This is a genomic window from Corallococcus llansteffanensis (assembly GCF_003612055.1).
In the GTDB taxonomy this organism is placed as follows: domain Bacteria; phylum Myxococcota; class Myxococcia; order Myxococcales; family Myxococcaceae; genus Corallococcus; species Corallococcus llansteffanensis.
This window is the reverse complement of record NZ_RAWB01001204.1, coordinates 1-422: the sequence shown is the minus strand read 5'-3', so window position 1 is coordinate 422 and position 422 is coordinate 1. Positions and strand designations below refer to the sequence as shown.

Here is a 422-nt window from a genome sequence, read left to right as displayed (position 1 = left end):
TGTCCACTAAGTACGCGAAGTATTATCCGTCGGCCTTGAGCACGACGCAGATGAACGCTGTGCAGAGCACGTGTGCAGCAGGCTATCTATACAACTTTAGCGGTACGGGGCAGCAGGACGCGAACGGTTACTACATCGACGACGGCAGCCAGACGACCGAGCAGATTCCATATAACTACAACTATCTTGGCGGCGATACGTTAAGTAGTACCGTCAAGCTCTATAGCCAGGAAGCTGCTGGAAAGAATTCGGCAGGTGGCAGCAAGGCGGTTCGGGGGAACGCGACCCCCATCACCTACGCACTTAGTATCACACAAGACGGTCTGCTGAGCCTCTCATATAGCGTGAATGGCGGCACAGCGCAGCCTGTGATCACAAACCAAAGTATCACCGCGTCGAACGGGCCGCTGCCTGCGTCATTC

At 55.2% G+C, this 422-nt stretch carries 1 protein-coding gene; it reads left to right on the top strand.

The annotated features are described in order from the left end of the window. Positions 1-50 precede the first annotated feature (50 nt). On the top strand, positions 51-422 hold a 372-nt coding region (locus D7V93_RS44155), incomplete at its 3' end, for a hypothetical protein (protein ID WP_208723396.1).